The organism is Halobacillus sp. Marseille-Q1614, assembly GCF_902809865.1.
Taxonomy (GTDB): Bacteria; Bacillota; Bacilli; order Bacillales; family Halobacillaceae; genus Halobacillus_A.
The window spans coordinates 1,525,199-1,550,901 of record NZ_CADDWH010000001.1; the positions used below are offsets into that span (position 1 = coordinate 1,525,199).

Below are 25,703 nucleotides of genomic sequence, written 5' to 3' on the forward strand. Positions count from 1 at the left end.
CAGATGAAAACCTGGCTAAATGAGCCAGGTTTTCTTTATTCAAATTCAATCAATAAGTCTCCGACGTGAATCGCTTCGTTGCTTTGAATGTAAATATTCTTAATGACTCCGTCAAACGGTGCCTGGACGGTTGTTTCCATTTTCATCGCTTCTGTGATCATTAAGTGATCACCTTTCTTAACTTTTTCGCCTTTTTCCGCGATAACTTTAAGTACCGTTCCAGGCATGCTGGCTCCGATATGCTTCTCATTTGATTTATCGGCTTTTGGGCGTTCCTCAACTGTTGAAGTAACATTATTATCTTTAATGACGACTTCCCTAGGCTGTCCATTAAGCTCGAAATAAACCGTGCGGGTTCCGTCTATTTGAGCTTCACCTATCGAAACCAGCTTCACAATCAGTGTTTTCCCCTGCTCGATCTCAACCTCGATTTCTTCACCTAACCGCATTCCGTATAAGAAGGTCGGGGTATCAAGAGCAGACATATCGCCATATTGCTGAAGGAATCTTTGATAATCCATATATACCTTAGGATATAACGCATGGCTAATTACATCAAAACTTGTAACTTGACGGCCCAGTTTATGGAAAAGTGTTTCCTGGACATCTTTGAAATCCACCGGCTCAAGCAATACTCCTGGACGTACCTGAATGGGTTCACGGCCTTTTAAAATGATTCTCTGAAGTTCAGCAGGAAAACCGCCATATGGCTGGCCAAGATAGCCCTGGAACAGTTCTACTACGCTGTCAGGGAATGCCAGTGACTCGCCTCGTTCAAAAACCTCATCCTCTGTCAAATCATTCTGCACCATAAACAGTGCCATATCTCCGACGACTTTTGAAGATGGAGTAACTTTGACAATGTCCCCAAACATATCATTCACCCGGCGGTACATATGCTTAACTTCATCCCAGCGGTCTCCTAAACCAACAGCGCGTGCCTGCTGCTGCAGGTTGCTGTACTGTCCGCCCGGCATTTCGTGATGATAAACCTCAGTGTGGGGAGCCATCATGCCGCTTTCAAAATCACTGTAGTATTTCCGAGTATCTTCCCAGTAATGACCGAGCTCTTCATAAGCTTTAATATCCACATTCGGCTTTCTCTCGCTGCCTTGAAGGGCATGGTATAAGCTGCTGGCGCTGGGCTGAGAAGTCAACCCGGCCATCGTGCCTGCCGCTACGTCAACAACATCGACACCTGCTTCAATCGCTCTTGCATAGGTGAATATTCCATTTCCGCTCGTATCATGTGTATGGAGGTGAATCGGAATATCAATGGTTTCCTTTAAGGTCGAAATCAGCTGATACGCAGCTTCCGGTTTTAGTAAACCGGCCATATCTTTAATGCCCAAAATGTGAGCGCCCGCCTTCTGCAGTTCTTTCGCTGCGTTTTGATAATATTTAAGGTCATATTTTGGACGGGAGCTGTCTAAAATGTCTCCTGTATAACAGACGGAGGCTTCAGCAACTTTGTTATTTTCCCTTACAGAATCAATCGCCAGCTTCATGCCCTCTAGCCAGTTGAGGCTGTCGAAGATCCTAAAGACATCTATGCCTGCATTTGAGCTTTTCTCTACGAATTCTTTAATTAAATTATCCGGATAATTTTTATACCCAACCGCATTCGATGCTCTCAGCAGCATTTGGAATAAAACATTCGGCGCTTTATCCCTAAGCTTCAGAAGCCGCTCCCACGGATCTTCATTCAGAAATCGATAAGACACATCAAATGTTGCTCCGCCCCACATTTCTAATGAGAAAAGATTAGGAAGCAGGCGGACTGTTGGCTCAGTGATCGTCTCCAGATCCTTCGTTCTGATTCTTGTGGCCAGCAGAGATTGGTGAGCATCTCTAAACGTCGTATCGGTTAAAAGTACTTCCTTCTGATCCTTCAGCCAGGCAGCAAGACCTTCAGGCCCGCGTTCATCAAGGATTTGTTTTGTCCCTTCAGGGAACGGCTCGGAATGTTTTATTTTAGGAATACGCTGCTCATCAAAAGCCGGCTTTTTCCTCGGTCCCTCTCCATCTAAACCATTGATGGTGCGGTCAGCAATATAAGAGAGCATTTTCGTTCCCCGGTCTTTTCGTTTCGGAAATACGAAAAGCTCCGGAGAACTGTCAATAAACGTTGTATCGTATTCACCATTCAAAAATTGTTTATGCTGGATAACATTTTCTAAGAAAGGAATATTGGTTTTAATTCCGCGGATACGGAACTCTTTAAGGTTTCTCACCATCTTCTTAGCGGCCTGGTCAAAACTTAAAGCCCATGTAGATACTTTAACAAGCAGGGAGTCATAATACGGAGAAATTATAGAACCCTGAAAACCGTTGCCGGCATCCAAACGAACCCCAAAACCGCCGCCAGAACGATAGGCCATAATTTTCCCGGTATCTGGCATGAAGTTATTTAATGGATCTTCCGTCGTTACTCGTGATTGAATAGCGTATCCATGGGTGAAGATATCGTTCTGATGAGGAATGGACAACGGCGCCTCATGCAAATTGTAGCCTTCGGCAATCATAATCTGTGACTGAACGATATCTACTCCGGTAATCATTTCTGTGATGGTGTGTTCCACCTGGACGCGCGGGTTTACTTCAATAAAGAAGTATTCATCGCCTGTTACGAGAAATTCAACGGTACCGGCATTTATGTAAGAGATATTCTCCATAAGCTGTACCGCAGCCCGACAGATACTCTCCCGTAATTCATCTGTTAACGATACACTCGGTGCGATCTCGACGACTTTCTGATGACGACGCTGGACCGAGCAGTCTCTTTCATATAGGTGCACGATGTTACCATGAGCATCTCCTAAAATTTGAACTTCAATATGTTTTGGTTTCTCAATCAATTTCTCAACGTATACATCATCACTGCCAAATGCAGCTTTCGCTTCAGATCGGGCGCGGTCATAGCTGTCTTCGAGCGTCTCTTCACTGCGGACGACCCTCATGCCTCGTCCCCCGCCGCCCATAGCAGCCTTGATCATAAGTGGATAACCGTGGTCTCTTCCAAATGAACGGATTTCTTCTATTCCGCTTACCGGACCGTCACTTCCCGGAATTACCGGAATATTCGCAGCGATCGCCTGTTCTCTTGCTTTGACTTTATCACCAAACATGTTCAAGTGTTCACTATGAGGCCCGATAAAAATAATGCCTTCTTCTTCACAGCGCCTTGCAAACTGAATGTTTTCCGATAGAAATCCATAGCCGGGGTGAATAGCATCTACTCCCACGCTTTTAGCAATTTCAATGATGCCTTCAATATCTAAATAGGCGTCGATCGGTTTTTTTCCTTTCCCTACTAAATAAGCTTCATCGGCTTTATAACGGTGGTAGGAACCTGTATCTTCTTGGGAATACACCGCGACTGTACGAATATTTAATTCAGTACAGGCTCTAAAAACCCGAATTGCGATTTCTCCGCGGTTAGCTACAAGAACTTTATTAATCTTTTTTAACTTCTCCATGATCTCACTCCTTGGTTGTTAGTGCGATGTACAGGTTGTCTTAAAGGTTCATAGGTTTCTTGTCTCTCTGCTTCTTTCACTTTTACGGTCCGGGCTACATTGTTTAAGATTCCTAATGCCAGCATCATAATAAGCATTGAAGATCCGCCATAGCTTACAAGCGGCAGAGTTACCCCGGTAATTGGCAGAAGTCCGCTCATGGCACCCAAGTTAATAAAGGACTGAACGGCAAACATAGCGGAAATTCCGATGGCTAATAACGCACCAAAGGGATCCCGGCACTTCCACGAAATGAACAGCCCTCTTAAAACGATGAGTGATAAAAGCCCGATTGTCACAGCAACCCCTAAAAACCCGAGCTCCTCAGCAATAACTGCCATAATAAAATCTGTATGAGGTTCTGGGAGGTAGCCAAGCTTCTGAACACCCTGCCCCAGTCCTTCTCCAAGCAGCCCTCCAGTTCCAATAGCTACATAAGACTGCACGAGCTGATACCCATCTCCATCAGGAGTCGCAAAAGGTTGAAATGCCCCCGTAAAGCGGGAAATTCTTTCATCAGTGGCCAACTGGGTGCCCGCTAAAACGATAAGTCCTATAGTAATAGAGGTAAGCACGAGGATATGCTTCCACTTAATTCCGGAACAAATAATAACAACGCTTGCGATCATTCCTAAAACAGCAGCTGAACCTACATCAGGCTGCATAACAATGAGGCCCAGCAGAAAGCCTGTAACGATAAGTGGAGGTACTACGGCTTTTGTGAAATTTTCAATATAGCTTTGTTTTTTCGCATACACAGCGGCAAGGTAGATGATTATGCCTACCTTAGCAAACTCAGCCGGCTGAAAGTTTATAAAACCGAGGTTGTACCATGATTGGGCATTATTTACAGTCTGACCAAAGAAGAATAATCCTACTAAGGATAACGTCATCAGTAAAACCAGAATCTTTGATAACCGTTTTAAATGACGATACGGAAAGAGCGAAACCAATATCATGAGTACTATGCCGGCAAATCCCCACTGCATCTGCTTGATTAGAAAAAAATTACTGTCCACTCCAAATCGTACAGGTCCATAGACTATACTCGCGCTGTACACCATAACTGTTCCAAATGCCACTAAAGCAATCGGTGCAAACAATAACGTAAAGTCATAGGTTTTTAAACGTTGTATCATATTTATTCATCCCTACTAACATAATATTTTCTTGCTTAATCTTCAAAATCCTGCTTTTTTTCACAATTTTCTATATGTAAATCCTGCTAATTTGTATAAAAAAACTCAAATCACAACAGAAAGACGTTGTAATTTGAGTTTGTCTTCTCACGAATTTTGAGCGGCTTCATGCAAGACATTCAACTGCTTCTCTAAATTATCTAAGATTAATCTGCCTTCTTCTTCACTGATTAAGTCAAGACGAACCGCAAAATGAATTTCACGGGAGAGTCCAAACATCTGTGTATCTAAAACTTCTTCGTATAAAGGACATTGAGGCATCGTCAGATTATCCATCTGAACTTTTATTAATTGTAATATTTTATCAGCATCAGCTTTTAGAAGGGCATAGGCCTTTTCACGGTGATCCACAGCCACATCAGACAACATCAAGATCCCCTCCATTTACTTTCTATCTTCTATTAATAGTACCGTTTCGAATGTAAAATTGCAACATACAATCGCACCTCTGTTAAAAAATAGAGAGATCATATCGGTTCGATAATACCTCCAATAATTTCAGACCAACGACACTATTTCCTTTATCATCAAGGGCAGGACCATAGACTGCGATCCCTCCAAAACCGTTCAAGGAGGCCATCACCCCGCCGGACACTCCGCTCTTTGCCGGAAGACCGACTTTGATGGCAAATGATCCTGAAGCATCGTACATGCCGCAGGTCACCATAAACGTTTTACAGATTCTCGCCAGGTGTTTCGGTATTATCTGCCGGCCGGAATTTAAATCTCTCCCCTCGTTGGCAAAGACCGCGCCGATTTTGGAAAGACTCTGGACATTAACGTCAATGGAGCATTGGTGGGTATACACTTTTAACGTTTCTTCTACGTCACCGGCAATGACTCCATGCTGTTTAAGATAGTAAAGAAGCGAGCGGTTCAAGAAAGCTGTCTCGTATTCAGAGTCAGCTACTCCCTCATTAACTTGGATCGTATGATCGTCCGTCAACTCATGCAGGAAGCTGAGCAGACGGCCGACTTTCTCCTCTATTGAACCTCCGCGAATCATATCAGAAACTGCCAGTGCTCCTGCATTAATCATCGGATTTAATGGTTTGGAAGGTCTGTGCTGTTCTAAGCGGTAAATGGAATGAAACGGGTCTCCGGTCGGTTCCATCCCTACTCGGTCAAATACATAATCTTCTCCATTATCAATTAAAGCCAGAGCCAGTGAAAGCACTTTTGATATACTTTGAAGGGTAAAACAGCAATCCACTTTCCCAGCCTTAACACAATCTCCGTCTAAATAATAAATTGAAGCGGCCAGCTCATTAGGGTCTCTTTTCGACAAGGCAGGAATATAATCTGCAACTCTGCCGTCTTCAGCATAGGAACTGACATTATCGAGCCAGGCCTCCAAGGTTTCTTTATCAAGTTTATCAATCATTACTCACCCTCCTAGTGAAATCGTCTTCAATTTTTGCTATGCTTTGTATCGTAAGAGTTAATTTAGAAAGGTGGCCGACACTAGTGATCGTTCAAATAACTGGGAATGTTAAATTTCCGATTACATTAGATCCAACGGTTTGGATTTTTGACGACCGAAAGCTTACATTTAATGAAATCTTTAACCCTTCTTCCGAAAACCAAGCGGAGGAAGAAGAAAATGAACTCAAAAGGCAGTCGCTCCGTTTTGACCGTGAAGTTTATCAGCAGAAAATCAATCCGCCTGTGAATAAAAGTATCAACCGCTATGAAAAAGAGCGCATTTTGAAGGAAACTTTTTTAATGCCGATTCAGCCGTTTATCCAAACAAGTGAGCCTTCAAAAGATGTAAAAGAAGTTACATTAGTTTCAAAAGATGAAGAACATACTTTAGATGCCGATCGTTTTAGTGACGCATTATTATTATTCTCCAAAAACGGAAAGCCATTATCGGAAAATGGGCCGGTTCACGTTTATTTTGAAGATCAAGGTGAAAAGCAGACGCCGATTGAAGGGGTAACTAAAATTGTTTTCAGCTGATAAGATGAGGGCCGCTTGCTAAAGCGGTCTTCTTTTATATACAGGCTTTTCGTCCGCTTAAAAAGCCGAACAGGTTCACCTTATTAAAAAACATCTTGACCAATGACCATAGCCTTTAATTAAAGAAATCGTTTAACAGCACATCCGTATAAAAAGGTTCGAACTCCACAAACTATACAAAAAAGTGAGGGTTCAACCATGAGATACCTTTTTATATTATTTGCATTCGCTGCACTTACAGCTTGTCAGCAGCAGGAACAGGAATCACTTTTACAGGAAAAAGAAGGAAGCACTCATATGCAGTACGTCTCTAATTCGGATCCTGTGAAGCGAGAAAAGAAAAACACACAGCAGATCGCCCGCCATCTTGCAAAGCTTGCTGTAGAGGTCCCAGATGTTAAAGACGCCACTGCCCTCGTCGTCGGTAATTATGCCGTCGTTGGTATTGATGTCGATAAGGACTTGGATCGTTCAGAAGTCGGGGTGATTAAGTTTTCAACAGCAGAAGCCCTTAAAGACGATCCCTACGGAAAAGAAGCAATGATCATCGCGGACGCTGACGGTGTTGAAAGAATTCGTGAATTGGGCGATAAAATGGCGGAAGGCCATCCTGTCGAAGCCATTACTAATGAATTGAGCCAAATTGTCTCCAGGTATTTACCGGAAGGTCCGATCCAGCAGACACCTTCAGATAAAGAGGAGAAAAGCGAATCGGTTCCAGAAAAAGAGCAAGATAAATTAAATAATATTCAAAAAGAGCAATCAAGCGATCAATAAAAAAACAGCTAAATCCACTAAGGATTTAGCTGTTGCTTTTTTCAATAATCTCCCTTTCCTTTTCAGTGAGATCGTTATAGTACTGGACTCCAAATTGAGAGCCTTCAGAAACCATTTTAGAGTTTTCGTGATTTTGCTCTTCAGGGTTTCCGGCTTCTTCTATTGGCAGATCATCTGTTTTTTTAAATTTACCTGGAATAGCTTTTGCTTTATCCATAACCTGCTGGCGTTTCCCTTCATCTTTTAAGAAAAAGGCAGCGGTACCTCCAGCTGCTGCACCAATGGCTGAAAATATCCAACGTTTCTTCACAATATCATCCTTCCTTCGCTTGTATATGTAAAAGTGTTCCCCCGAGTTGAAAGTTTGAAACATCAAATGCACAGATGGAAAAATAATGTTATGATTGCTTTATAGATAAAGAAAGAGGTGATCATCATGCGTGTAAAATGTGTATTATGCGATTCTATAGAAAACATTGACAGTTTCAGCTTGCAGGCCAAACGATTGCGCAATCGCAGGATCACCACATATATGTGCCCTTCCTGCAATGAGAGAATTAAAGAAAAAACTGAAAAGCGTCTTAGTACAGGCAACTTTCGTTTTAATAGAGAAATTAAAAGAGAACGCCATTTATCATAAAAGAAATCCCCGGCCTTTAGCCGGGGATTTTTTATGTCTGCTCCTGTTGTCTTCCTGAGCGTTCTTTATGAAGCCGAAATCTGTAGATGCCAAGAATTAAGGCGGCTACGACTAAGCTTTCTGCAATTGGTAAATTCAGTCCAAGTATTAATGTAAGTAAGAAAGTACCGATGATTAGAACCGTATAGACAACGATATTTTTGATCAATGGAAGTTTCCGTGCAAACCCTAATTTAAAAGTAATTATAGCCAGAACGACAGTGATTAAATATAACATGAAAAAGGAGCGGAACAATAAAGCAACTTCTCCCTCATCATTTAAATTCACTTCACTGCCCATCCCCTGGAAAAATAGATCCGCGATCGGCCAAAGGTCGGTCGGCACTTCAATTATTGTCGTAGCTTTCATGTTGCTCCCCCTTGTTACCACACTCATACTCTACCTATCATACTAAAATTCAACTCCTAATTCCACCACTCCTGATGATTTCTTGTAAGACCGTTTTCATATTACCGCTTTTCCTCTATAATATGTGAGAGAGGAGTGAATTGAATGAAAAACATTAATTTCCGTAACCTTATATTAGCCTCCATCGTGATTCTATGTTTCGTATTTGTAGGGTTTGCTCTTGGTCAGAAGATCTTCTGGCTCGCCTGCTTATTCTTAGTACTGGGCTTCGCTCTTATGGGTGTTGGTATTTCTCACAATAAGAAGCAGAATGCCCATTAGCGCCGGAAAGACCATTTCTAGAGACTTATTATACTTATACACACAAAAAGACCCTGACAGCTTATAAGAGATGCAGGGTCTTTCTTTATTTCTGTTATTGCTTAAGTTCTACATAATTCTCAACGACTTCTTTATGGATATCAGGGTGGGATGCCATAATGGTTGTCCGATTTAACATATCGATGTCTTTTCCTTCAGCGGTAGTAACAATCCCTCCCGCTTCATGCACGATAATCGCACCGGCTGCCACATCCCACGGCATTAATGTCAGTGACAGATAGCCGTCTATAATGCCTTCTGCAACATAAGCAAATTCTAAAGCTGCAGACCCGTAAGACCTTGTGCTGCGGATTTTTTTTACTAAGTTATGAATCCCTTCGTGCTCAACATGACGGTTCTCAGGAAGAAGCCAAGTCGTATTTAAACAGAGAATTGATTGCTCAATAGGCTTTTTGTAAGAGTTGATTTCGAGTTTCTTCCCATCTTTATAGGCACCTTCCCCGCGGAGAGCTGTATATAAAATATCGTCCATCACATCATAAATCAGTCCGATTTCACCTACTCCATCCTTATAAATCCCAACAGAGATGGCAAAATTTCTTTTCTGGTGAACGAAATTCATTGTTCCGTCAATCGGATCCACAATCCACACCAGTCCTTTAAGGTTTTCAATTTCATCCCCGAAACCTTCTTCTCCAAACAGGCGGTGGTCCGGAAAGTGGGACTTAATCTGTTCAGCGAAATAACGCTCCGTCTCCTGATCCATTTCAGTTACTAAATCATCGGCGTTAGATTTTGTTTCGATTGTTCTTGGTTTGTCAATCTTTTCTCTGATTGTCGTTCCTGCTTCACGAATAAATGATTTTGCGGTTTCAAATAGTTCGTTTCTTTCTCTATTATCCATAATCAGGCCGTACTCCTTAGTTTAAGTTTCATCTATTCTAACAGAACAAAGCAGCCTCAGACAAAAAAGAGCAACTAAAATCGTTGCTCTTTTTTATTCAGTCCACTCTATGAGCTGCTTGTGCAATTCATATAATCTTTCTTTACACTGCTCAATTTGCTCCTGGTCTTCCGCTAGCATGGCATCATGTAAAGAAACCAATTCGTAATCAATTTCCATACGGATTACCGGGAGCCTTTCTTCAGCTTCTCTTTTTCTTAATGCTTCCATGACATGTTTCACTGGCCCTTCCTCCCTTTCTTAATCCTTAGTTATATATATGACTGTAAGCTACTGAAGTTTCAATTTTGATTACTTATTTATAACCTATTTTTCAAAACATAAAACCTTACAAACACATTGTTTAAGGATCTTTGAGGAGTATGGTAAAATTCCTATAGACTAATCTAGGAGTTGAAACTATGAGTCAGTTTACTGGATTTACCCAAAAAGATTTTGACGTATTCTCCATTCCAGGTCTTGAAGAAAGAATGGAAGCATTACGCGAAAATATTTCTCCTAAGCTTGAAGTCATTGCCTCCGAGCTGGCTGGTGACCTCAGTGTCCAGACAGGAGATGAAATGTTTGTCCATGTAGCCAAGCACGCCAGAAGAACAACCAACCCTCCCAATGATACATGGGCCGCGATTGCCTCAAGCAAGAGAGGGTATAAGAAACTTCCTCATTTTCAAATCGGCCTGTGGGGCTCCCATGTGTTTGTCTGGTTTGCTGTCATCTATGAAAGCCCTATTAAGGAAGATTATGCCCGTACGCTGTTAGAAAACAAGACTGAAGTTCTGTCTTTAGTTCCTGATTCATTCGTCTGGTCTTTAGATCATACAAAAGAAGATGCAATTCCCCACAAGGAAGTGGACAAAGATAAATTCGAACAAATGGCTGATCGTTTGAAAAACGTTAAGAAATCTGAACTGTTATGCGGAATTCAGATTGACCGCAGTGATGACATCCTGCAAAAACCTGAAGAGTTTATCTCTTTATGCAGAAATACATTTGAAACTTTACTTCCTTTATATCGTTTCGCCCAAAAATAAGAGCCGCCCTTTACGGGACGGCTTTTATTTTTGCATATTGAACTTTTCACCTTTGCCAAGGCTCTTAGCTTTTTTCACGGTTCTATAACATGAATAGCCGGATTCCTTTTCAAACTGGCCGCACAGCTTCTTTTCCTCGCTCTTTGAGGGAACAATCTGCTTAAAACGGCTATAAGCCAAAAGCAGCTCGTCCGTCTTCACGCCGGACTCATATGCCTTCTCCACCATAGAGTAAAAATTTACAACGTCGATAATTTCTTCCTTCGACCAGTGAATTTCATCTATTGGATAATTGTAGCTCATTTTCTTCTCTCCTTCACTAGCACCACGATTTACGAATTTCCTCCGCTTCGGTAATCATCCGTTGAATCAGCTCTTCTACGGAAGGAACATCTTTAATACGGGCCGTTACCTGGCCGGCCCAGCCGAAGCCTTCTGTTTCTTCGCCTTCATAAATATATTTTTTGTTGCGGAGACCGCTTATATAATCTCTTAACCCCTCATAACCGGGTTCTCCCTTTTCAAGCTCTAATATACGGTCAGTCCATCCATTTTTTAGTGCGCGCGCCGGCGCTCCGAGTGATCGTTTGATAACAACGGTCGAATTTTCATCCGCTTGAATAAGAGCGTCTTTATAAGCTTGATGGGCGTGCACACATTCTTGCGTTGCAATAAATCTAGTACCCATTTCTATTCCTTCCGCTCCAAGTGATAGAGCCGCCATCAGCCCTTTGCCATCACCAATCCCCCCTGAAGCGATGACGGGAATGTCTACTGCTTCTGCCACCTGCGGGGTTAAGACCATCGTGCTCACATCTTCGCGCCCGATATGACCGCCGCCTTCCTGCCCGACTACCATGACAGCCTCCGCCCCGAGCTGCTCAGCTTTAACAGCCTGTCTTTTCGCTGCCACAAGGACAAGCGTTTTAATATTGGTACCTTCGAGCATATCGAAAATTGGCTTAGGATTTCCGCCGGTTATTGATATTACCGGAACATCTTCATCTATTGCTGTCTGAACCATGGATTCAAAAGGACGCCCATGCTGCCCAATGGCGAAATTCACTCCAAACGGGGATGAAGTCATTGACCTTACTTTATGTATTTCTTCCCTCAGCTGCTCTTCACTGTTCATACTCATCGCTGTGACCTGACCGAGTCCGCCGGCGTTTGAAACAGCTGCCGCCAGTTCGCTGTAGGCTAAGTGCGCAAGGCCACCTTGAACTATCGGATACTTAATGTTTAAAGATTTCGTAATGCGTGTATTCCAATCCATAAATGCCCCTCCTTTTTTTTAGTGTATCACGAACTTTGAACCATTTGAAAAAAGCTAGCCACAAATGACTTATTCTGCTATAATTCACTTGCTTTTAAGAGAATCGAGAGGTGCCAATATATGAATCAAAAAGATACTCCCTTGTTTACAGGGTTAAAAAAACATGCAGCAAAAAACCCGGTCCAGTTTCACATTCCCGGCCACAAAAAAGGAAAAGGCATGGACAGCGAGTTCACAAAATTCATGGGAGAGGACGCCCTGTCCATCGACCTGATTAACATAGAGCCGTTAGATGACCTTCATCACCCCCAAGGAATGATACAGGAGGCGCAGCAGCTTGCGGCCGAAGCTTTTGGAGCTGACTATACGTTCTTCTCCGTTCAAGGGACTTCAGGCGCAATTATGACGATGGTTATGAGCGTCTGCCACCCTGGAGATAAAATCATCGTTCCTAGAAATGTTCATAAATCCGTGATGACTGCAATCATTTTCTCAGGGGCCGTTCCTGTCTTTGTCCACCCGGAGCTTGACGAGAATTTAGGGATTTCACACGGAATCACACCTGAAGCTGTCGAAAAAGCCTGTGAATCCCATCCGGACGCCAAAGCCGTTCTAGTTATTAACCCGACTTATTTCGGAGTAACAGCCGATTTAAAAAGAATTGTAGAAATTGCACACAGCTTTTCCATCCCCGTCTTAGTCGATGAAGCTCACGGTGTCCATATTCACTTTCACCATCAGCTTCCTGTCTCTGCTATGGAAGCAGGAGCTGATTTGGCTGCGACGAGTGTTCATAAACTTGGAGGAGCATTGACCCAGAGTTCGGTTTTGAATTTACGAGAAGGATTAGTTTTCCATGAACGTGTTCAATCTGTCCTCTCGATGCTGACGACGACTTCAACCTCCTATATTCTTTTAGCTTCTCTGGATACAGCGCGCCGCCAGCTCATGATGCACGGGAAGGAACTGTTGGACCATACACTGGTGCTTGCCGATTATACTCGAAAGGCGATCAACGAAATCTCTCCATTATACTGTGCCGGAGATGAAATTCTCGGCAGCCCGGCAACTTTTGATTTTGATCCAACGAAGCTGATTATTTCAGTAAAGGAGTTAGGCGTAACCGGGTATTATGTGGAAGGCTGGCTTAGAGAGAATTTTAATATCGAAGTGGAGCTGTCAGATCTGTATAACATCCTTTGTTTAATTACTCCAGGAGATTCCCAAAGTGAAGTTGATCTGTTAATCCACGCATTAAAGCGTCTCGCTGACGAATCAGAGAAGCAGTCAGTGAACGACATAACGGTTAAAGTTCCGGAAATCCCATTACTTGCTTTAACTCCTAGAGAAGCCTTTTATTCGAAAACAGAAACAGTACGGCTTGAGGACGCTGTAGGAAGAATCAGCGCGGAGTTTATTATGATCTACCCGCCCGGCATCCCTATTTTCATTCCGGGTGAAATCATTACGAACGATAATGTCCAGTACATTCGGGAAAACATAAAGGCCGGCCTTCCTGTGCAGGGACCTGAAGATGACACATTAAATACGATCCGCGTAATCCAAGAACAAAGAGCCATACGCTAAATAAAAAAAGGACCGCCTCGTGGCGGTCCTTTTGTTCGTTTATTTCTTAGGCTGATTACAAGATGGACATGTGCTGTAGAGAGTCGCTACTTTTTCATTGTCATAATGCTCGATTACTTTTTGACACTCTTGACATACGATCGTACCCATTTAGGAATCCCACCCTTTTTAAATTTTGTTATCGCTTTCACTGTAGTTACATTTTAATATGACACATTGTTTTTTTCAACCCTTTTAGTATAACTTTTTAAAAAATGTGACATACTAATTGTTTTGCACTTATTACCTTATGTTTTATTTTATAAAAAAAGAACAGAAGCCGAGGCATCTGTTCTTAGATTTATTTTCCTGGAACTTCAATTAACGCAGGGTCGAGCAGTTCGTATCCTTTATCTCTAAAACCTTTAACAATAGCGGGAACGGCTTTTGCTGTCCACTCTCTGTCGTGCATAAGGAGGTTGGCGCCAGGCCTCAGGAATTCAGTATTTACCATAATATCTGCCAGACTTTCAGCATTTTGATACTGTGGTTCCCAGTCATACCCATAGGTCCAATTCATGAGCAGCATACCTTCTTCTTCAGCCACCTGTTTTGTATACTCCGTGTTCTGGCCAAACGGTGCTCGGAAGAATTTAGGACGCTCTCCGATAATTTCTTCTACAATATCATTCAGCTTCACAATTTCTTCCCTTTGTTCCTGCTCGGAAAGCTCAGGCAATGAAGGGTGGCTCATCGTATGGTTTCCAATGGGAAAGCCCATCGATTGGATTTGTTTTAATGTTTCCTTTTCTTCTTCAGTATCGAGGAAATGACCGTTCACAAAAAATATCGCTGGTGCTTCCAGTTCTTTAAGTGTCTGGGCAATTTCTAAAGCGTGTGCATCCGGTGCATCATCAAATGTAAGCAGGACCACGTTCTCGTTCGCATTATGTATCGGTACAAAGGTTCCAGATTCCGTCATCCTATATTGTGATTCTACTTCTTCTGCTTCCTGCACCATTTCTTCAGACTTATCATCCTCTGTTTCGGCTTCCTCATCCGGCCGTTCGGCTTTTTCTTCAGTAGTTTCTTTTTCTCTTTCTTCCTGCGTCACTGTTTCTTCTGCCTGAATCCCGCAGCCGGCCATCACAATCAATAACAACAATACACACAGCCAATATTTCATTATAAAACCCCTTTATTTTCTGTCTAACCCATATTATAGAGGATTTATCCTACCTAATTCATCTTTTTTTTTACTTATTTTTCTTTTTAAATTGATTGTTATTACTTAAGTCCTATATACCGAAAGGATGAGCCCTTCTCGGTTGACAAGAACCTGCAGCTAGTTTTATATTAGTCAAGTCGCACTTTCGAGGGTTATAATCCTGCATTTGTTGATCATGGTTGAAACGAATTCGAGGAAAATCTTCTGAATTCGACTATTCCATTGTTTCATTCTGAGTCAGTTGGGTAATATATTTATTGGTACATTCTTCTCAGGTCATTTTTACACATCCCCTTAATTACACCGCTGATAAATTGCCCTGGATCAGCCCCCCAGATGATCCAAGCGCATGATTGAGCTGATCGTGCAGATAATAGTATTAAGAATAAAGATAAGTACAGACATGATAAATATTCTACTCACATTTATAGAGAATGTTTTCAATCATACTTAGATTTGAGAGATGAGGTACCAAGAGACGAGGGGGATGGATTGAGAACAAAATACGATTACAGGAAAGGATGTATGGTATGCAGAACGTAACTAAAGTGTTTTACATTTCCGTGGCAGTTGCCGTCCTCTTCATTATATGGGGCGTCCTGCCGGAATCTATAGTGCAGGGAGGAAACCTTGCAGATGTAACAGCCAGCGTCCAAGGTTTCTTAACGGATAAATTTGGCTGGTTCTATTTACTGTCAGCGACAGGTTTTCTTATCTTTGCCATTTATTTAACCTTTTCTAAATATGGTAAGTTAAAGCTTGGAAAACCTGATGATGAACCTGAGTATCCTTACATTACTTGGTTTGCGATGCTGTTTAGTGCCGGAATGGGTATCGGACTCGTATTCTGGGGTGCCGGCGAGCCTATCTCTCACTTCCACGCACCTCCAGGAGTTGAAACGGAGCCTACAAGTGAAGCTGCGGCAAGAGAAGCTATGAAATACAGCTTCTTCCACTGGGGGTTCCATCCGTGGGCGATTTACGCTGTGTTGGCTCTTGCTCTTGCTTACTTTAAGTTTAGAAAAAATGCACCAGGGGTGATCAGTGCAGCTCTTACACCTCTATTGGGTGAAGAAAGAGTAAAAGGACCTATTGGTACATTAGTCGATTTCATTGCCGTGTTTGCTACGATTTTTGGTGTAGCAACTTCTCTTGGATTTGGAACACTGCAAATCGCCAGTGGCCTTTCCTTCAGCTTTGAAGGAATCGAAAACACTTTTACATTACAGCTTCTCATCATTATTACTGTTACTATCTTATTTATGACTTCTGCAATGACAGGCTTAAATAAAGGAATTAAGTACTTGAGTAATATAAATATTGTCTTAGCCTTACTGCTTATGTTCTTTTTACTTTTTGCAGGTCCTACAAACTTCATTATGGACTACTTCACATCAACATTTGGTTCATATATTAGAGATTTACCATATATGAGCTTTAGAATGACTCCATTCGCTACAGATAATACTTGGGTTGGCGACTGGACAATTTTCTATTGGGCATGGTGGATTTCCTGGGCTCCTTTTGTTGGAACGTTCATTGCGCGTGTTTCTAAAGGACGTACGATACGAGAGTTTATTAGTGGCGTACTATTAGTCCCTACCATCTTTGGGGCTCTCTGGTTCTCAGTTTTTGGCGGTACAGCGATAAACTTAGAGTTCTTCGGCGGACAGGACATTTATTCGGATGTCAGTGAAATAGGAGCAGAAGCTGCCTTATTCTCTATGCTGCAGCACGTGCCACTTGGTGGAGTAATGACTATTATCGGCCTGCTGTTAATCAGTACATTCTTCATTACTTCCGCAGACTCAGCAACGTTCGTTTTAGGAATGCAGACAACGAACGGAAGCTTGAATCCTCCATTGAAAGTTAAGTTTATCTGGGGTCTTATTCAAGCAGGTGCAGCGGCTATTCTATTATGGCAAGGCGGACTTGGAGCCTTACAGACTGCCGCCATTATCGCCGCATTTCCATTTACTTTAATTATGATTCTGTTATGCTTCTCCTTATTTAAAGCATTCCAGGAGGAAGGTAAAAAAGTCGGCCTAAAAAAATAAATATCCGCTTCCTTTTGAACTTCATAAAAACCAGCCTCTCTTTACAGAGGCTGGTTTTAGTTTGCAGGAATGTTCCCGTGTACATCGCGAGAAGTATAAAGGTATTCTCTTCCCGCTAAATAGCATAAAGTACCGTTGTCGTGATTATTAAGCAGTTGAACGACTGAAGACCTCCTCTCATTCTCCGCCTGGGGACGAACACAACAACAACTTTTATCACAAAACCCTGTGCTTTCGGCGCTTTGGCTGCTCCAGGGAACGGATACACTCCAAACTCATAGCGTCTCTGATTAGGGAGGCTTTTTTACATACTATTAAATCTTTATAACGTACGGGTTAAACATAACACAAATGATTATCATATTGATTACATTTCCATAACATCAGGAATGTGCCGCTTGAAGTTTGGTACAATCCTTTTGTGAGAAGGAGTGAGCCGATGTGATCAAACCCCTTTATGCACTGTTGAGCAGTTTATTCCTTATACTTATTTCAGGATGTTCCATTGAAGATGATAAGGTGGAAGTTATTAGTGCGGAACCTTCTGATTATAAAATACATTTATATAACCATCTCGAAGATCATGAGCAGGCTAATAACTATTTGGCAGCTCTCCTCAATTGGAAGATGAAACAGAAAGATGAAGATGCCCTATCATTTAAGGAATCAACCGTACGCATCAAAGATATTAACTTAAATAAAGACGACCTTCCTGCTCTTGTAATAACAAAGAACGGAAAGCCTGTTGAGATCATTTCCGGGAAGCATAGTAATAAAGAAGACATATTACATGCCATCGAACGTACGGTGAGCCTTCCTCAAAATAAAAACTCCTAAGCGAAATTCGCTTAGGAGTTTTTCAATGCATTATTTTATTTAACGATGTGAATCGGCTGACCCATAGCTACTTCAGCAGCTTCCATTGTGATCTCCCCTAGTGTAGGGTGGGCATGAATGGTAAGTGCTAAATCTTCTGCAGTCATACCAGACTCAATAGCTAAGCCAAGCTCAGCGATCATATCGCTGGCGTTAGGGCCGGCGATTTGAGCACCAATCACTAATCCGTCGTCTTTACGCGTGATCAGCTTCAGGAATCCATCGCTGTCATTTAGAGACAGGGCACGTCCATTAGCACCGAACGGGAATTTGGAAGCCTGTACATCATAACCGGCATCTTTAGCTTCCTGCTCTGTATATCCGACAGAAGCTAACTCAGGATCTGAGAAGACAACCGCAGGGATACCAAGATAATCAATCTCAGCATTTTCACCTGCAATGACTTCTGCAGCAATTTTACCTTCGTAAGAAGCTTTGTGAGCTAGTGGAGGTCCATCTACAATGTCACCAATGGCATAGATGTTTTCTACGCTTGTGCGGCACTGTTTGTCTGTTTTAATGATTCCTTTGTCGCTCATTTCAATACCAAGCTCTTCAAGACCAATTTCATCCGTGTTTGGACGACGGCCGACTGTAACTAGTACGTAATCAGCATCAATTGTCTTTTCTTCGCCTTTCACCTCATACTTAACTGTTACACCGTCTTTTGTTTCTTCTACACCTTTAGCCATTGCATTTGTCACAACGTCTACGCCTTTTTTCTTCAGACGGCGCTTCACTAGAGAAGACATTTGCTTCTCAAATCCGCCAAGAATATCTTTAGTACCTTCAAGGATAGTAACTTCCGTATCAAAGTTGGCATAAGCTGTTCCAAGCTCAGTTCCGATATATCCTCCTCCGATAACCACCATCTTCTTAGGCACTTCTTCTAAAGATAAAGCACCTGTAGAATCTATTACGCGATCAGAGAATTTGAAGTCAGGAATTTCAATCGGACGAGAACCTGTAGCGATGATACAATTTTTGAACGTGTATGTTTGAGAGTTCTTATCATCCATAACACGAACTGTATTTTTGTCTACAAAGTAAACTTCACCTTTTACGATGTCTACTTTATTGCCTTTCAACAAGCCTTCAACACCGCCGGTAAGCTTCTTAACAACGCCGCTCTTCCATTCTTGTACTTTAGAGAAGTCAACAGTTGTCTTCTCAGATTGGATACCCATATCTTCTGCACCTTTAGCATGTTCAAAACGGTGTCCCGCCTGAATAAGGGCTTTAGATGGTACACAGCCGACGTTTAAGCAGACGCCGCCCAAGTTTCCTTTGTCGACGATCGTTACTTTTTGGCCAGTCTGAGCAGCACGGATGGCAGCAACATAGCCGCCAGGTCCTGCTCCCACTACTAATGTGTCTAACTCAATTGGAAAATCTCCTACTACCATACTTTACGCCTCCATCATAATTAGTTGTGGATCGTTCAGTAAACGCTTGATGTTGTTCATTGCATGCTGAGCTGTTGCACCGTCAATCATTCTATGGTCAAAGCTTAAGGAAATCGCAAGCACTGGAGCTACTACTACTTCTCCGTCACGAACAACTGGTTTTTCTGCGATTCGGCCGATACCCAGGATAGCTACTTCCGGATGGTTTATTACCGGTGTGAACCATTGTCCGCCGGCAGAACCAATATTCGTGATCGTAGTAGATGCACCTTTCATCTCATCTGATCCCAGTTTGCCGTCACGTGCTTTAACTGCAAGCTCGTTAACTTCACTGGAGATAGAGAAGATAGATTTACGATCGGCATCTTTAACAACTGGTACAAGAAGACCTTTATCTGTATCAGCTGCAATACCAATATTATAGTAGTGTTTTTGGATAATTTCATCTGTATTGTCGTCTAATGAAGTATTTAATACAGGATATTTCTTAAGTGTGGAAACTAGAGCCTTCACTACATATGGAAGATAAGTCAGCTTAATATCCTGCTCAGCTGCCACAGCTTTAAACTTCTTACGGTGTGCAACAAGTTCTGTAACATCCACTTCATCCATTAGTGTAACATGAGGAGCGGTATGTTTAGAATTAACCATGGCTTTAGCGATCGCCTTACGGATTCCGCTCATCTTCTCACGAGTTTCAGGATAAGCTTCTCCGGCAGCAGGAGCCTGCTGCTCTTGTGCAGCTTCTTCTGTTTTCTCTTCAGATTTCGCTTCACCCTGCTGATCTTGAGCCGCTTCTTTCTGATCTCCGCTTAGGAAGCTGTCCACGTCTTCTTTAAGCACACGGCCATTTTTACCGGAGCCTTGCACGCGGCGGATGTCTACATCGTTATCACGAGCATATTTTCTTACAGATGGCATAGCTATGACGCGCTTGTCCTCGTCGATATCCTCATCTGCACCAGCTGCCGGCTGATCTGATTTTGCATCCTCTTTAGGAGCCTCTTCTTTAGCTTCATCTTTAGCTTCTTCTTTAGGCTCTTCCTTAGGTTCTTCTTCAGAAGCATCAGAAGAATCTTCAGATCCGTCATCGATAGTGATGATAACAGTTCCTACAGTTGTCGTTTCACCTTCATCTACGTGGATCTCTTTAACCGTTCCATCTACTTGGGAAGGGATCTCAACAACGGCTTTATCGTTCTGTACTTCACAAAGCACATCGTCTTCTTTTACTTCGTCACCTTTTTTTACAAACCACTTTGCGATTTCACCTTCGTGGATACCTTCACCGATATCAGGTAATTTAAATTCAAACGCCACGGTTATTCCCTCCTATTTTAGAGATGATTAAAAGTTCATTACTTTGTTTACTTTTTCCACAATGTCATTGTGGTTTGGAAGCCATACTTCTTCAGCTTGAGTGAACGCATAAACTGTATCTGGAGCTGATACGCGTAATACAGGAGCTTCTAAGTGAAGGATTGCTTTTTCCTGAATTTCAGAAACTACGTTTGAAGCAATACCAGCCTGCTTCTGAGCTTCCTGAACCACTACGGCACGGTTAGTTTTTTCAACTGATTTAAGAATAGTTTCATAATCAACTGGAGCTACAGTACGCAGATCAATTACTTCTGCACTTACTCCATCGTTTTCAAGCTCTTCTGCCGCTTTAAGGCAAGAGTGCACCATGGCTCCATAAGCGATAAGTGTAACATCTGTACCTTCTTTTTTAACTTCAGCTTTTCCAAGCTCGATTGTATATTCCTCTTCCGGTACTTCTTCACGGAATGAACGGTAAAGCTTCATGTGCTCAAGGAAGATAACCGGATCGTTATCACGGATAGACTGGATTAAAAGTCCTTTTGCATCATAAGGGTTAGATGGAATAACTACTTTTAAACCAGGCTGCTGAGCCATAAGACCTTCTAAGCTGTCTGCGTGAAGTTCCGGCGTGTGTACACCGCCGCCGAACGGGGAACGTACAGTGATCGGCATGCTTTGAGTATTACCTGAACGGTAACGGTAACGTGCCATTTGACCGCTGATCGCATCCATAGTTTCGTATACGAATCCAAAGAATTGAATTTCAGGTACCGGACGGAATCCAGTTAGTGCAAGACCGATAGAGATACCGCCAATTCCTGATTCAGCTAGAGGAGTGTCAAACACGCGCTCTTCGCCGAATTCATCTTGAAGACCTTCTGTCGCGCGGAATACGCCGCCGTTTTGGCCAACATCTTCACCAAAAACGAGCACGTTTTCATCATTTTTTAGTTCTGTGCGCATCGCGTCAGTGATGGCTTGAATCATTGTCATTTGTGCCATGATCTACTTCGACTCCTTTTCCTTGTATTCTTCATATTGCTCCTGCAAGTTTGAAGGAAGCTCTTCGTACATATTCTCCATTAAATCCGTTACTTTTTGTTTTGGAGTATTGTCTGCTTCTTTAATCGCAGCTTTAACGTCAGCTTTCGCCTGTTCGATAACCTCATTTTCTTCCTCTTCAGACCATAGATCTTTAGATTCAAGGAAAGTACGGAAACGAACGATCGGGTCTTTCTTCTCCCAGTCGCTGTCCATATCTTCTGTACGGTAGCGAGTCGGGTCATCCCCTGCCATAGTGTGTGGTCCATAACGGTATGTCAGAGTTTCAATAAGGGTAGGACCTTCTCCGTCTACAGCACGCTTGCGGGCTTCTTTTGTAGCCGCATAAACAGCAAGAACGTCCATACCGTCTACTTGAATTCCTTCAATACCTGCCGCTACTGCTTTTTGAGCAATCGTCTGAGCTGCTGACTGCTTTTCCACAGGTACGGAAATCGCGAAACGGTTGTTTTGTACAACGAATACTGTTTGAGCACCGAACGCTCCAGCAAAGTTTAAACCTTCATAGAAGTCTCCCTGGGAGGCACCGCCGTCACCAGTGTAAGTAATAGCAATTGCATCTTCTTTACGCTTTTTAAATCCAAGTCCTACACCGGCAGCCTGTGTAATTTGTGCACCGATGATAATTTGAGGGCTTACTGCGTTTACTCCTTCAGGCATTTGGTTTCCTTGGAAGTGTCCGCGGGAGAATAGGAAGGCTTTAGTTAATGGAAGTCCGTGCCAGATAAGCTGAGGAACATCACGATAACCAGGCAAGATAAAGTCAGCCTTTTCTAATGCAAACTGGCTTCCAAGCTGTGAAGCTTCCTGTCCTGCTGTAGGAGCATAGAAACCAAGACGACCTTGTCTATTTAACGCTATAGAACGCTGGTCTAAAATTCTTGTATAAACCATTCTCTTCATAATTTCTTTTAGATCTTCATCTGAAAGATCAGGCATGGCGTCTTCATTTACGATTTCGCCTTTTTCATTAAGGATTTGAAACATTTCAAACTGATTTTCGATATTCTCGAGAACTCGTTTCAAAGTAATCCACCTCTTCCTTTCTACTTTTGAAATTGGATGCTGAATTTAGCCTTCCCAAAAATGCAAAAAAACTGTACCGATTTACTCCTATAGGATTTACCCTCTGTGATTCTTTATTAATCATAAAGGGAAACTAACGGAAACTGTTATAATTTCAACCTGAAGTTAATTGATACAATATATTTTCCTCTTGTAGTTTAGCTTAATCTGCAATAGGCGTCAATAAATCAATAATTAAAATAATTCTTTAGCCATAATCTTACTGTTTGGAACTGGAAACAGCATTCCAATTGTTTAGTTTTTCGGTCTTCTGTACTAATCGTTTTTAGCACCTGTATTAATCTTACGTTTTTTTTAATACTGTTGCAAATAAAAAAACCAGCCTTAAATCGGCTGGCATTCAATCTTTATTCTTCATAACTTACGTCTAACTCAGCGGCTTCATAAAAACCTTTCTTCAAATCATTGTATTCCGTTGTATACTGATTGAACTGTTCATTCGCCTCAATTACGGCACTGTAGCTTTCATTGATTTCATCTACTTTAGCCTGCAGGTCATCTTTTGTAAGATCTTCATTTTGAAGCATTTCATATAGTTCTTTATCGAGGCTTAAGGCCGTCTGGTAATGGTCATACAGTTCCTGATAAGCCTTATATCGCTGATCCATTTTCTCAATAAGCTTATCCGCTGCCTCTTTTGCTGCATCTGATTCAAGATCTTCCGCTGCACCCTCCGCTTTATCAAACTCTTCTTTTGCTGCTTCAATGCTTTCTTTCTCTTTCTCTAGAAGTTTACTTCTTTCATTTACAATAGAAAGAGCTTCTTCAGATAATTTATTAATTTCCTCTGTTTCCTCAGAAGTCAGTTCGACGATTTGATTATAGATTTCTTCTTCTTCTGCCTCTAATTCCTGCAGCGGCTTCTGCTGTTCACGGAAGGTCTCTTCCTGTTTCACTGCTTCTTCTAAAGAATCATACATCTGCTCTTTCGGCTCCCCGGAACAAGCTACCAATAAAAAAGGCGCTGCCATAAGCAACGTCAGCAATTTTAAATAACGCAACGTTCTTCCTCCTCTTGTGTGGTTCCTACCCCATTATGTAAAAAATCCTATATTCCATACTATACCAAATGCATATAAATGAAAAGGAAGTTTTCACCGTTGAATTCCTCGCTCAAATGAGAGATCATCTATGTTAAAATAATTGGGAATGTGCTTAAAGAAAGGATGTGGAACATGATTACGATGGATGATATTGTACGAGAAGGCCACCCTGCTCTTCGGAAAGTTACAGAAGAAGTAGACCTGCCCCCATCGAATGAAGATAAAGAAACACTTGAAGAAATGCTTCAATATTTAAAAAACAGCCAGGACGAACAAGTTTGTGACCGCTATGGACTTCGCCCGGGTGTAGGATTAGCTGCACCGCAGATTAACGTGAATAAAAAAATGATGGCGGTTCATTTTGCTGATCTAAATGACAAATTATACAGCTACGGCATCTTTAACCCAAGAATCGTCAGCCACTCTGTGGAAAAAACGTACCTTTCTACAGGAGAAGGCTGTTTGTCTGTAGATCGCGAAGTTCCGGGCTATGTACCGAGGTACCGCAGGATTACGGTGAAAGGTACAGATCTAGAAGGAAATGAATTGAAGCTTAGACTCAAAGACTATGCGGCGATTGTGTTTCAGCATGAAATCGATCATTTACACGGGATTATGTTTTATGATCACATTGATCAGGCTGATCCATTTAAAGAGCCTGAAGGCGCAAAGCCTGTCGACCGCTAAAAGAGGACTGCTTACTGATAAGCAGTCCTCTTTTAATACCTGGAAAGGTGGAAGCGGATTTGGTACCAGCTACCACGTTTCTGCTTCTCCACTCATTTGGTTAAAACGCTTTATTCTCTGTACCTTTGGTGGAGACGCAGTTCCAATGTTATTTATAATAATTTCAACTCATGAATCGCTTTTACGAGCCCATCTTCGTCGACATCTGTTGTGACATAGTCACTGACTTGTTTGGTCGCATCTACCGCATTTCCCATGGCAACACCGGTTCCGACTTCGCGGATCATTTCTATATCGTTAAGGCCGTCGCCAAATGCATAAGTGTTGCTTATATCAAGTCCGGCAGCATCGATCATCTTTTGAATGCCTCTTGCTTTTGAGCCTCCGGTTGGAAGTACATCACAGGAGAATTCGTGCCAGCGGATGTAATCAAATGCTTTATGTTCATCACGATAATGATCAATTTCATTTCCTTCACAGAAGACAAGTGACTGATAAAGCTCATTTTCCTTATAAAATTCTTTGTGCACTTGCGGATAATCAAAGTTTAACGACCCAAGTGCTTCACGAACGAACGAATGGTCCTGTTCTGTCGCTCTCATTCCCTCATGATTCATAAAAACCATTGGATGCTCGTTAGACTTAGCATCCTCATAAAGACGCTCAAGTTCTGAAGATGGCAGAGGATTTTTATAAATTACTTCACCTTCAAAAACGACATATTGACCGTTAAAACTTACATAGGAATCGATTCCAAGAGTCTCCCTGATGTCTTCATACATAAAGGGAGCTCTCCCTGTTGCAATTGCACAATATACCCCGTTTTTTTGGAGTTCCTTAACCGCTTGTATCGTTGATGCCGGCAGCTTTTTCCGGTGGTTTAACAACGTTCCATCAATATCAAAAAATGCTATTTTTTCTGTCATTTTTATTCCCCCAGTCAAAAAATTATCCATTCTCTATTTGGCTGCATCTAACTTTGGATATACTGTAGCACGAGTGGATATATTTGAGAAGTTTTACGAAAGATAATATAAATTGATAATAGCTAATTGTTTCTTTCTGGCACAATCCGTATTATACTATAGATAACAGGGATTGGGCGGTTTAACGTTTTTAGTGTCTTTCTTCATCGGTGAAAGGAGATGGATGCGCATGATGAAGCGTCTAAGAAGGAAGCTTAGAAAACGTTGGAAAAAAATCATGGAACGTAGAAGCTATGCTTGAAAAGTATTGTCATTTAGCGGAAAATGACTATTTCACCTTTGCAAT

27 protein-coding genes are annotated in these 25,703 nt (G+C 42.0%); 9 read left to right on the plus strand and 18 right to left on the minus strand.

The window, feature by feature from the left end; all coding sequences use genetic code 11:
- Positions 1–35: 35 nt before the first annotated feature.
- From pyc to glsA, 4 genes are all read right to left on the minus strand, one after another.
- Entirely contained in the window at positions 36–3,479 is a 3,444-nt protein-coding gene (gene pyc, locus HUS26_RS07665; protein ID WP_173916594.1) for a pyruvate carboxylase, read from the minus strand.
- The gene (gene ftsW, locus HUS26_RS07670; protein ID WP_173916595.1) at positions 3,467–4,657 is read right to left on the minus strand and encodes a putative lipid II flippase FtsW; all 1,191 of its coding nucleotides are present in this window, start codon (positions 4,655–4,657) and stop codon (positions 3,467–3,469) included. Before ftsW ends, pyc begins: the two co-directional genes overlap by 13 nt.
- 147 nt (positions 4,658–4,804) lie before the next feature.
- Positions 4,805–5,086 (minus strand): DUF1507 family protein, encoded by a 282-nt coding sequence (locus tag HUS26_RS07675; RefSeq protein WP_371809565.1) that lies wholly within the window; start codon positions 5,084–5,086, stop codon positions 4,805–4,807.
- A gap of 82 nt (positions 5,087–5,168) precedes the next feature.
- Positions 5,169–6,101, minus strand: a complete 933-nt coding sequence (gene glsA, locus HUS26_RS07680) for a glutaminase A (protein ID WP_173916596.1) — start codon at positions 6,099–6,101, stop codon at positions 5,169–5,171.
- Between the two features lie 83 nt (positions 6,102–6,184).
- Here glsA and HUS26_RS07685 point away from each other — a divergent pair, with 83 nt between their 5' ends.
- On the plus strand, positions 6,185–6,679 hold the full coding sequence (locus HUS26_RS07685) for a hypothetical protein (RefSeq protein WP_173916597.1): 495 nt from the start codon (positions 6,185–6,187) through the stop codon (positions 6,677–6,679).
- A 198-nt stretch (positions 6,680–6,877) separates the two neighbouring features.
- Positions 6,878–7,456 (plus strand): YhcN/YlaJ family sporulation lipoprotein, encoded by a 579-nt coding sequence (locus HUS26_RS07690; protein WP_173916598.1) that lies wholly within the window; start codon positions 6,878–6,880, stop codon positions 7,454–7,456.
- 25 nt (positions 7,457–7,481) lie between these two features.
- Here HUS26_RS07690 and HUS26_RS07695 read toward each other — a convergent pair whose 3' ends face one another.
- Positions 7,482–7,766 (minus strand): hypothetical protein, encoded by a 285-nt coding sequence (locus HUS26_RS07695; protein ID WP_173916599.1) that lies wholly within the window; start codon positions 7,764–7,766, stop codon positions 7,482–7,484.
- 126 nt (positions 7,767–7,892) lie between these two features.
- Between HUS26_RS07695 and HUS26_RS07700 the strand changes: the two genes are divergently transcribed.
- The gene (locus tag HUS26_RS07700) at positions 7,893–8,096 is read left to right on the plus strand and encodes a YlaI family protein (RefSeq protein ID WP_173916600.1); all 204 of its coding nucleotides are present in this window, start codon (positions 7,893–7,895) and stop codon (positions 8,094–8,096) included.
- Positions 8,097–8,127: 31 nt separating this feature from the next.
- Here the strand turns inward: HUS26_RS07700 and HUS26_RS07705 are convergent, their stop codons facing one another.
- On the minus strand, positions 8,128–8,505 hold the full coding sequence (locus HUS26_RS07705) for a YlaH-like family protein (protein ID WP_173916601.1): 378 nt from the start codon (positions 8,503–8,505) through the stop codon (positions 8,128–8,130).
- A 144-nt stretch (positions 8,506–8,649) separates the two neighbouring features.
- Between HUS26_RS07705 and HUS26_RS07710 the strand changes: the two genes are divergently transcribed.
- A complete protein-coding gene (locus HUS26_RS07710; protein WP_173916602.1) occupies positions 8,650–8,826 on the plus strand; it encodes a DUF5325 family protein in 177 nt (58 codons plus the stop codon).
- 94 nt (positions 8,827–8,920) lie between these two features.
- On the opposite strand, the gene HUS26_RS07715 is transcribed toward HUS26_RS07710, so the two are convergent.
- On the minus strand, positions 8,921–9,730 hold the full coding sequence (locus HUS26_RS07715) for an inositol monophosphatase family protein (protein WP_173916603.1): 810 nt from the start codon (positions 9,728–9,730) through the stop codon (positions 8,921–8,923).
- A 93-nt stretch (positions 9,731–9,823) separates the two neighbouring features.
- The gene (locus tag HUS26_RS07720) at positions 9,824–10,012 is read right to left on the minus strand and encodes a hypothetical protein (protein ID WP_173916604.1); all 189 of its coding nucleotides are present in this window, start codon (positions 10,010–10,012) and stop codon (positions 9,824–9,826) included.
- 179 nt (positions 10,013–10,191) lie between these two features.
- On the opposite strand from HUS26_RS07720, the gene HUS26_RS07725 reads away from it, so the two are divergent.
- A complete protein-coding gene (locus HUS26_RS07725) occupies positions 10,192–10,821 on the plus strand; it encodes a YktB family protein (RefSeq protein WP_173916605.1) in 630 nt (209 codons plus the stop codon).
- A 24-nt stretch (positions 10,822–10,845) separates the two neighbouring features.
- On the opposite strand, the gene HUS26_RS07730 is transcribed toward HUS26_RS07725, so the two are convergent.
- Complete coding sequence (locus tag HUS26_RS07730; protein WP_173916606.1) at positions 10,846–11,124, minus strand: UPF0223 family protein; 279 nt, start codon at positions 11,122–11,124, stop codon at positions 10,846–10,848.
- A 16-nt stretch (positions 11,125–11,140) separates the two neighbouring features.
- Positions 11,141–12,097: a nitronate monooxygenase family protein gene (locus HUS26_RS07735; protein WP_173916607.1), complete on the minus strand. Its 957-nt coding sequence runs from the start codon at positions 12,095–12,097 to the stop codon at positions 11,141–11,143.
- A gap of 120 nt (positions 12,098–12,217) precedes the next feature.
- On the opposite strand from HUS26_RS07735, the gene HUS26_RS07740 reads away from it, so the two are divergent.
- Entirely contained in the window at positions 12,218–13,684 is a 1,467-nt protein-coding gene (locus tag HUS26_RS07740; RefSeq protein ID WP_173916608.1) for an aminotransferase class I/II-fold pyridoxal phosphate-dependent enzyme, read from the plus strand.
- Positions 13,685–13,723: 39 nt separating this feature from the next.
- Here HUS26_RS07740 and HUS26_RS07745 read toward each other — a convergent pair whose 3' ends face one another.
- Positions 13,724–13,834: a GapA-binding peptide SR1P gene (locus tag HUS26_RS07745; protein WP_173916609.1), complete on the minus strand. Its 111-nt coding sequence runs from the start codon at positions 13,832–13,834 to the stop codon at positions 13,724–13,726.
- A 190-nt stretch (positions 13,835–14,024) separates the two neighbouring features.
- Positions 14,025–14,849, minus strand: a complete 825-nt coding sequence (locus HUS26_RS07750) for a polysaccharide deacetylase family protein (RefSeq protein WP_173916610.1) — start codon at positions 14,847–14,849, stop codon at positions 14,025–14,027.
- Between the two features lie 572 nt (positions 14,850–15,421).
- Here HUS26_RS07750 and HUS26_RS07755 point away from each other — a divergent pair.
- The gene (locus HUS26_RS07755) at positions 15,422–16,948 is read left to right on the plus strand and encodes a BCCT family transporter (protein WP_173916611.1); all 1,527 of its coding nucleotides are present in this window, start codon (positions 15,422–15,424) and stop codon (positions 16,946–16,948) included.
- A 441-nt stretch (positions 16,949–17,389) separates the two neighbouring features.
- Positions 17,390–17,785: a hypothetical protein gene (locus HUS26_RS07760; RefSeq protein ID WP_173916612.1), complete on the plus strand. Its 396-nt coding sequence runs from the start codon at positions 17,390–17,392 to the stop codon at positions 17,783–17,785.
- A gap of 35 nt (positions 17,786–17,820) precedes the next feature.
- Here the strand turns inward: HUS26_RS07760 and lpdA are convergent, their stop codons facing one another.
- The 5 genes from lpdA to HUS26_RS07785 form a co-directional block, all read right to left on the minus strand.
- Positions 17,821–19,230, minus strand: coding sequence for a dihydrolipoyl dehydrogenase (gene lpdA / locus HUS26_RS07765; protein ID WP_173916613.1), 1,410 nt, complete (start codon positions 19,228–19,230; stop codon positions 17,821–17,823).
- Positions 19,231–19,233: 3 nt separating this feature from the next.
- On the minus strand, positions 19,234–20,550 hold the full coding sequence (locus HUS26_RS07770) for a dihydrolipoamide acetyltransferase family protein (RefSeq protein ID WP_173916614.1): 1,317 nt from the start codon (positions 20,548–20,550) through the stop codon (positions 19,234–19,236).
- A 27-nt stretch (positions 20,551–20,577) separates the two neighbouring features.
- Positions 20,578–21,555, minus strand: a complete 978-nt coding sequence (locus tag HUS26_RS07775; protein WP_173916615.1) for an alpha-ketoacid dehydrogenase subunit beta — start codon at positions 21,553–21,555, stop codon at positions 20,578–20,580.
- A 3-nt stretch (positions 21,556–21,558) separates the two neighbouring features.
- On the minus strand, positions 21,559–22,602 hold the full coding sequence (gene pdhA, locus HUS26_RS07780) for a pyruvate dehydrogenase (acetyl-transferring) E1 component subunit alpha (protein ID WP_173918780.1): 1,044 nt from the start codon (positions 22,600–22,602) through the stop codon (positions 21,559–21,561).
- A gap of 446 nt (positions 22,603–23,048) precedes the next feature.
- The gene (locus tag HUS26_RS07785) at positions 23,049–23,702 is read right to left on the minus strand and encodes a YkyA family protein (protein WP_254434149.1); all 654 of its coding nucleotides are present in this window, start codon (positions 23,700–23,702) and stop codon (positions 23,049–23,051) included.
- Between the two features lie 174 nt (positions 23,703–23,876).
- On the opposite strand from HUS26_RS07785, the gene def reads away from it, so the two are divergent.
- Entirely contained in the window at positions 23,877–24,431 is a 555-nt protein-coding gene (gene def, locus HUS26_RS07790; RefSeq protein ID WP_173916616.1) for a peptide deformylase, read from the plus strand.
- Positions 24,432–24,583: 152 nt separating this feature from the next.
- Here the strand turns inward: def and HUS26_RS07795 are convergent, their stop codons facing one another.
- A complete protein-coding gene (locus HUS26_RS07795) occupies positions 24,584–25,357 on the minus strand; it encodes a Cof-type HAD-IIB family hydrolase (protein WP_173916617.1) in 774 nt (257 codons plus the stop codon).
- Positions 25,358–25,703: the final 346 nt, after the last annotated feature.

Bases quoted from the DNA above. Each gene is read 5' to 3' on its own strand.
- HUS26_RS07715 (WP_173916603.1), bottom strand. From the start codon at position 9,730: ATGGATAATAGAGAAAGAAACGAACTATTTGAAACCGCAAAATCATTT.
- HUS26_RS07705 (WP_173916601.1), bottom strand. From the start codon at position 8,505: ATGAAAGCTACGACAATAATTGAAGTGCCGACCGACCTTTGGCCGATC.
- pyc (WP_173916594.1), bottom strand. From the start codon at position 3,479: ATGGAGAAGTTAAAAAAGATTAATAAAGTTCTTGTAGCTAACCGCGGA.
- glsA (WP_173916596.1), bottom strand. From the start codon at position 6,101: ATGATTGATAAACTTGATAAAGAAACCTTGGAGGCCTGGCTCGATAAT.
- HUS26_RS07725 (WP_173916605.1), top strand. From the start codon at position 10,192: ATGAGTCAGTTTACTGGATTTACCCAAAAAGATTTTGACGTATTCTCC.
- HUS26_RS07675 (WP_371809565.1), bottom strand. From the start codon at position 5,086: ATGTTGTCTGATGTGGCTGTGGATCACCGTGAAAAGGCCTATGCCCTT.
- HUS26_RS07755 (WP_173916611.1), top strand. From the start codon at position 15,422: ATGCAGAACGTAACTAAAGTGTTTTACATTTCCGTGGCAGTTGCCGTC.
- HUS26_RS07700 (WP_173916600.1), top strand. From the start codon at position 7,893: ATGCGTGTAAAATGTGTATTATGCGATTCTATAGAAAACATTGACAGT.
- lpdA (WP_173916613.1), bottom strand. From the start codon at position 19,230: ATGGTAGTAGGAGATTTTCCAATTGAGTTAGACACATTAGTAGTGGGA.
- HUS26_RS07795 (WP_173916617.1), bottom strand. From the start codon at position 25,357: ATGACAGAAAAAATAGCATTTTTTGATATTGATGGAACGTTGTTAAAC.
- ftsW (WP_173916595.1), bottom strand. From the start codon at position 4,657: ATGATACAACGTTTAAAAACCTATGACTTTACGTTATTGTTTGCACCG.
- HUS26_RS07730 (WP_173916606.1), bottom strand. From the start codon at position 11,124: ATGAGCTACAATTATCCAATAGATGAAATTCACTGGTCGAAGGAAGAA.
- pdhA (WP_173918780.1), bottom strand. From the start codon at position 22,602: ATGTTTCAAATCCTTAATGAAAAAGGCGAAATCGTAAATGAAGACGCC.
- HUS26_RS07735 (WP_173916607.1), bottom strand. From the start codon at position 12,097: ATGGATTGGAATACACGCATTACGAAATCTTTAAACATTAAGTATCCG.
- def (WP_173916616.1), top strand. From the start codon at position 23,877: ATGATTACGATGGATGATATTGTACGAGAAGGCCACCCTGCTCTTCGG.
- HUS26_RS07710 (WP_173916602.1), top strand. From the start codon at position 8,650: ATGAAAAACATTAATTTCCGTAACCTTATATTAGCCTCCATCGTGATT.
- HUS26_RS07750 (WP_173916610.1), bottom strand. From the start codon at position 14,849: ATGAAATATTGGCTGTGTGTATTGTTGTTATTGATTGTGATGGCCGGC.
- HUS26_RS07775 (WP_173916615.1), bottom strand. From the start codon at position 21,555: ATGGCACAAATGACAATGATTCAAGCCATCACTGACGCGATGCGCACA.
- HUS26_RS07690 (WP_173916598.1), top strand. From the start codon at position 6,878: ATGAGATACCTTTTTATATTATTTGCATTCGCTGCACTTACAGCTTGT.
- HUS26_RS07745 (WP_173916609.1), bottom strand. From the start codon at position 13,834: ATGGGTACGATCGTATGTCAAGAGTGTCAAAAAGTAATCGAGCATTAT.
- HUS26_RS07740 (WP_173916608.1), top strand. From the start codon at position 12,218: ATGAATCAAAAAGATACTCCCTTGTTTACAGGGTTAAAAAAACATGCA.